This is a genomic window from uncultured Flavobacterium sp. (assembly GCF_963975005.1).
In the GTDB taxonomy this organism is placed as follows: Bacteria; Bacteroidota; Bacteroidia; order Flavobacteriales; family Flavobacteriaceae; genus Flavobacterium.
In genome coordinates, this window is sequence record NZ_CAXBFR010000028.1 from 21492 (window position 1) to 27619 (window position 6128).

Here is a 6128-nt window from a genome sequence, read left to right on the forward strand (position 1 = left end):
GTATTAATGCTTTTCTATTACTTTAACTTCAACTGCTCCAGTAGTTTTGAAAAAAGAAACTAATTCTTCTTCATTTCCATGAATTCCAACTTCCATTAAAAAATGATCATCAGTTGTTCTTACATCAGGATTTTCAGCTTGTTTAAATGGCCATAATTTACTTCTCATATAAAAGGTAATAACCATTAAGTGAGCGGCAAAAAACACTGTTAATTCAAACATGATTGGAACGAATGCAGGCATATTTTGTAAATAACTAAAACTTGGTTTTCCCCCAATATCTTGAGGCCAGTCGCTAATCATTATAAAATTCATCATTGCAGTTGCAACAGACAAACCAACCAAACCATATAAGAATGCTGCAATTGCAATTCTTGTTGGTGCTAGTCCCATTGCCTTATCTAGTCCGTGTACAGGAAAAGGAGTATAAACCTCTTCTATATGATGATGTGCAGATCTAGTCTTGTGAACTGCATCTAATAATACATCATCATCATTGTATATAGCGTGTATAACTTTACTCATGATATTATTAATGATTATCTGAATTATGATCTTGTTGTGCTCTTGCTCTTTTGAAATTATCTCCTGAAGTTTTCAAAATTGTTTTAACTTCGGCTTGCGCAATTACAGGGAAACTTCTAGAATATAATAAAAATAATACAAAGAAGAATCCAATAGTTCCTATGAATATACCTGCATCAACAAACGTTGGTTGAAACATTGTCCAGGATGAAGGTAAATAATCTCTATGTAAAGATGTAACAATAATTACGAAACGTTCAAACCACATTCCAATATTTACAACAATTGAAATTATGAAAGAAAAAGTAATACTTGTTCTTAATTTTTTAGACCACATAAATTGCGGTGAAAATACGTTACAAGACATCATCAACCAATATGACCACCAGTAAGGACCTGTTGCTCTATTTAAGAAAGCATATTGTTCATATTCTACACCTGAATACCAAGCTATGAATAATTCCGTAATATATGCTGTTCCTACAATAGAACCAGTAATCATTATTACAATGTTCATTAATTCTATATGCTGAACTGTAATATATTCTTCTAAGTTAGACACTTTTCTCATGATGATAAGCAAAGTATTTACCATTGCAAATCCAGAGAAAATTGCACCTGCCACGAAATAAGGTGGTAAAATTGTTGTGTGCCAACCTGGAACAATAGAAGTTGCGAAGTCAAAAGATACAATCGTGTGAACAGAAAGCACAAGAGGAGTAGCTAAACCAGCTAATACTAATGAAACTTCTTCGAAACGTTGCCAGTCTTTTGCTCTACCACTCCATCCAAAAGACACAATAGAATATATTTTTTTGGTAAAAGGAGTAATAGCTCTATCTCTAAGCATTGCAAAATCAGGTAACAAACCAGTCCACCAGAAAACTAATGAAACAGAAAGATAAGTAGAAATTGCGAATACATCCCAAAGTAATGGAGAGTTAAAGTTTACCCATAACGAACCAAATTGATTTGGAATAGGTAAAACCCAGTATCCTAACCATGGACGACCCATATGTATGATTGGGAATAATCCAGCTTGCATTACAGAGAAAATTGTCATTGCTTCAGCAGAACGGTTAATTGCCATTCTCCATTTTTGACGGAATAATAATAATACAGCTGAAATTAAGGTTCCTGCGTGACCGATACCAACCCACCAAACGAAGTTAGTGATATCCCATGCCCAACCAATTGTTTTGTTTAATCCCCAAGTACCTATACCTGTAGTTATAGTGTAAGTCATACAACCTAATCCCCAAAGGAACGCAGCAAGTGCTATTGTAAAAACTGTCCACCAAAGTTTGTTAGCTCTACCTTCAACAGGTCTAGCAACATCTACTGTAACATCGTGGTAAGATTTATTTCCTACTACTAAAGGTCTTCTAATGGGTGCTTCGTAATGAGACGACATATCCTTTATATTGTTTCTTGTTAATTAAAATTTTTATTTGTCGTTTGTAACCTTCACATGATAAAACACGTTTGGCTTTGTTCCAATATGTTCTAGTAAGTGATACATTCGTTTATCTTCTGCTAATTCAGCTATTTGAGATTCTTTATCATTAACATCTCCAAAAACCATTGCTCCACTTGAACAAGCGGCAGAACAAGCTGTCTGGAATTCTCCGTCTTTGATTTGTCTTCCATCACGTTTTGCATCAAGAATAGTTTTTTGTGTCATTTGAATACACATAGAACATTTTTCCATAACTCCACGAGAACGTACATTCACATCTGGATTAAGAACCATACGTCCTAAATCATCATTCATGTGATAATCGAATTCACTGTTTTTGTTATATAAGAACCAGTTAAAACGTCTTACTTTATATGGACAGTTGTTAGCACAGTATCGTGTTCCAACACATCTATTATAAGCCATGTGGTTTTGACCTTGACGACTATGAGAAGTGGCTGCAACTGGACAAACTGTTTCACATGGTGCATGATTACAGTGTTGACACATAATTGGTTGGAAAGCTATTTGAGGATTCTCTGAAGGATCTTCCATATCTTTCAATGTACCAATTACACTAGTCAATCCGTGTGCATTTTCTTTCAACTCAACATCACCAGCAAATGTTTCTTCATGAGAATAGTACCTATCAATACGCAACCAGTGCATATCTCTACTTCTTCTTACTTCAGATTTACCAACTACTGGAACATTATTTTCTGCGTGACATGCGATAACACATGCTCCACAACCTGTACAAGCATTTAAGTCAATAGATAAATTAAAATGATGACCTGTTGATCTATCAAAAGATTCCCATAAATCTACTGATGTAGCTGGAACTTCTTTGTGATCTAAAGAAACCATTGGAGTTGGATTCCAAACTTCTGAATTTTCTTTTACAAAAGTACTTAATGTAGTTTCCTTGATGATATCACCTCTGCCCATTAATGTTTTTTGTAACTGAACACATGCAAATTCATGTTCACCACTAGCTTTTGAAATACTTGCAGATAAATTTGAATTCAAATTAGCATATAATTCATAAGCATTTACACCTACTTGCATTTCAGACTTCATTGATTCTTTCTTACCGTAACCAAAAGCTAAACCTACTGTTCCAACAGCTTGACCTGGTTGAATTATTACTGGTACATTTTTTAGCGTTGTTTTCCCAACTTTAATATCAGCATAACTTCCGTTAAGACCTCCATTAGCAACATTCCAATTTTCTAATTCTAATTTTTCAGCATCTTTCTTAGAAACAGTAACATAATTATCCCAAGATACTCTTGTAATTGGATCAGGAAATTCTTGTAACCAAGGGTTATTCGCTTGCTGTCCATCACCTAAACCAACTTTAGTATACAATACTAGGTCCATTCCAGATGATTTAGCACTTGCTAATTTAGATGCAGAAGCAGCATAATCCGCAGATGTTGCTGTTAAAGCTGATGCTTCACTTGCAACAAAACCATCATGCACAGCTTTATTCCATGTTTTTCCATTTAAAGAAGCATTGCTCTTTAAGTAATCATGGTAAGAAGTTGCATTATCAGTTAATGATAATAATACTTCTTGAAATTGTTTTGTATCAAACAACGGATTAATAGTTGGTTGCTGAATACTATAGTTCCCTCTAGTTATTGCAACATCTCCCCAAGATTCTAAATAATGTGGAGTTGCAGCCGCAATTGAAGCAACTTTTGCTGTTTCATCTTCTTTCATTGAAAATGCAACAGATAATTTTGTTTTCTTTAAACCTTCTAAAAACTCTTTTGAATTTGATAAAGTATATACTGGATTAACTCCACTCATTAATATAGTGTGAACTTTTCCAGCTTTTAAGTCTGATACCAATTGATTTACTTCTTTTGCGTTACCTTTTCTTGTAAGAATCGCGTTTGAAGTATTAAAAGCTTCAGAATTTAATTGATTGTTAATTGCCAATGTTAGCATTTGAGCATCAACATCATCTAATCCACAAACAAGAACCCCCTGAGAGCCTGCTGCTTTTAATTGTTGAGCTGCTTTTAAAACATCAGCTTCATATTTGTCAATTTTTGATGTACCAACAGATGCACCAGAAACAACATTATATAGTTTAACTAAAGCCTGTTTTTGATTAGCAATAGTTAATGGAATTCTTTTATCTGCTTTTGCACCAGCCAAAGACATATTTGCCTCTATTTGGATATGCTTCGACATTTTTCCGTTTTTAGGAATCCTTCCTTTAGCATAACTTGAATCAAAACCACCACCTTGCCAATCTCCTAAGAAATCTGCACCTACAGATACAATAACATCAGCTTTTGAAAAGTCGTAATTAGCTAAAGCTCTAACACCATAAACTGATTGAAAAGCATCAAGTGCATTTGACTCAGAAACTGCGTCATACACTACATGCTTAACATTAGGGTATTTAGTTATTAAATTTGCTAACAAAGTATCCGTTGAAGGACTAGCGAAAGTGTTAGTTAAAACCACAACACTTTCTCCTTTTGCTTTTGCATCTTCAAGACTAGATTTAATTTTTGCATTTACAGCATTCCAATCTGCGTCTTTTTGATCAATTTTTGATTTTTTCAAACGAAGACTATCATATAGTGAAAGAACTGATGCGTGAACTCTTGCGTTAGCTCCAGATCTTGCACCTTCTAAATTGTTATTCTCTACTTTAATAGGACGACCTTCACGAGTTTTGATTAAAACATTAGCAAAATCAAAACCATCAGCAATCGTTGTTGCGTAGTAATCAGCAACACCTGGAATTATTTGTTCTGGTTGAAGTACATAAGGTATTGACTTTACAACTGGACCTTCACACGCAGCTAATGATGCAGCTGCAGTACTAAATCCAACGTATTTTAAAAAGTCACGACGAGAAGTTGAAGAAGAAGATAAATTTTCTTTATCTCCTAAAAACTCATCAACTGGTATTTGCTCCACAAACTCGTTGCTTCTTAGCGTCTCAACAATAGAGCTATTTTCGTCTAGCTCTTCAACACTTTTCCAGTATTTTTTGTTTGATGCCATTGTATATAAATATTAGCTTCTTAAATTATTATTAATAGTGACACTTACCACATTCTAAACCACCCATTTGGGCTGCAGTTAACTGCTTAACACCGTATTTCTTAGATAGTTCTTCGTGTATTTTTGTATAGTATTCGTTGTCTTCTACTTTTACATTTGTTTCTCTGTGACAATTAATACACCAACCCATGGTTAAAGGTGCAAATTGTTTTTGAATTTCATATTCCTGAACTGGTCCATGACAAGTTTGACATTCTACTCCAGCAACAGAAACGTGTTGTGAGTGATTGAAATAAACAAAATCTGGTAAATTATGTATACGAACCCATTTAACTGGACTAGTTTTCCCTGTGTATGACTGAGTTGATTTATCCCAACCTACAGCAGTATATAACTTATCTATTTGTTCATCGTAGAATGCTTTTGAATATTCTTCCGTAGCAGTTGTTTCAGCAACTTCAGCAATATTCTTATGACAGTTCATACAAACATTCAACGATGGAATATTAGAATGCTTACTAACTCTCGCAGCAGAGTGACAATATTTACAATCAATACCATTATCACCAGCATGAATTCTGTGTGAATAATGAATTGGTTGAATTGGCTCATAGCCTTGATCAACGCCTATTTGCATTAAATACCCATAAGCAAAATAAGCACTAACCAACAAGAATAAGATTGCAGTTACAACCATTAAGAATTGATTTTTAGCAAATGCTTTCCACAAAGGAAGCGATTTCTCTTTTACAGGAGCTTCTATTCCGTTTGCTTTTGCAATTTTGTTTAACACATTGCCAACCAAGAACAACATAACAACTAACATCATTAACACTAAAGCCAAAGCCCCAAGTATAATGTTATTCGAGATTCCTGATCCTCCTCCTTGTCCTTCAGTTCCTGGAACAACAGCAGCAGCTACTGTAGCAACTGGCAAAGGCTCAGAAGTGTAAGCAATAATATTATCAATGTCCTCTGTTGATAATTGAGGAAATGCCGTCATCGGCGTTTTGTTGTTTTCTTCAAAAACTCTTACTGCTTGCGCATCACCAGACTTAATCAACTCAGCACTGTTATGAATCCACTTATACAGCCATTCTTTTTCATA

The 6128-nt window shown here is 34.5% G+C and carries 4 protein-coding genes; all 4 read right to left on the bottom strand.

Annotation, left to right across the window (positions count from 1 at the left end):
* Nucleotides 1-3 precede the first annotated feature (3 nt).
* Nucleotides 4-528, bottom strand: a complete 525-nt coding sequence (locus tag AACZ53_RS05345) for a DUF3341 domain-containing protein (protein ID WP_026716823.1) — start codon at nt 526-528, stop codon at nt 4-6.
* Nucleotides 529-532: 4 nt separating this feature from the next.
* Nucleotides 533-1939 (bottom strand): NrfD/PsrC family molybdoenzyme membrane anchor subunit, encoded by a 1407-nt coding sequence (gene nrfD, locus AACZ53_RS05350; RefSeq protein ID WP_339835479.1) that lies wholly within the window; start codon nt 1937-1939, stop codon nt 533-535.
* A gap of 33 nt (nt 1940-1972) precedes the next feature.
* Entirely contained in the window at nt 1973-5020 is a 3048-nt protein-coding gene (locus AACZ53_RS05355; protein WP_339835482.1) for a TAT-variant-translocated molybdopterin oxidoreductase, read from the bottom strand.
* 31 nt (nt 5021-5051) lie between these two features.
* On the bottom strand, nt 5052-6128 hold a 1077-nt coding region (locus AACZ53_RS05360), incomplete at its 5' end, for a cytochrome c3 family protein (RefSeq protein ID WP_339835486.1).

Coding starts and splice junctions, on each gene's coding strand:
- AACZ53_RS05355 (WP_339835482.1), bottom strand. CDS start 5,020: ATGGCATCAAACAAAAAATACTGGAAAAGTGTTGAAGAGCTAGACGAA.
- nrfD (WP_339835479.1), bottom strand. CDS start 1,939: ATGTCGTCTCATTACGAAGCACCCATTAGAAGACCTTTAGTAGTAGGA.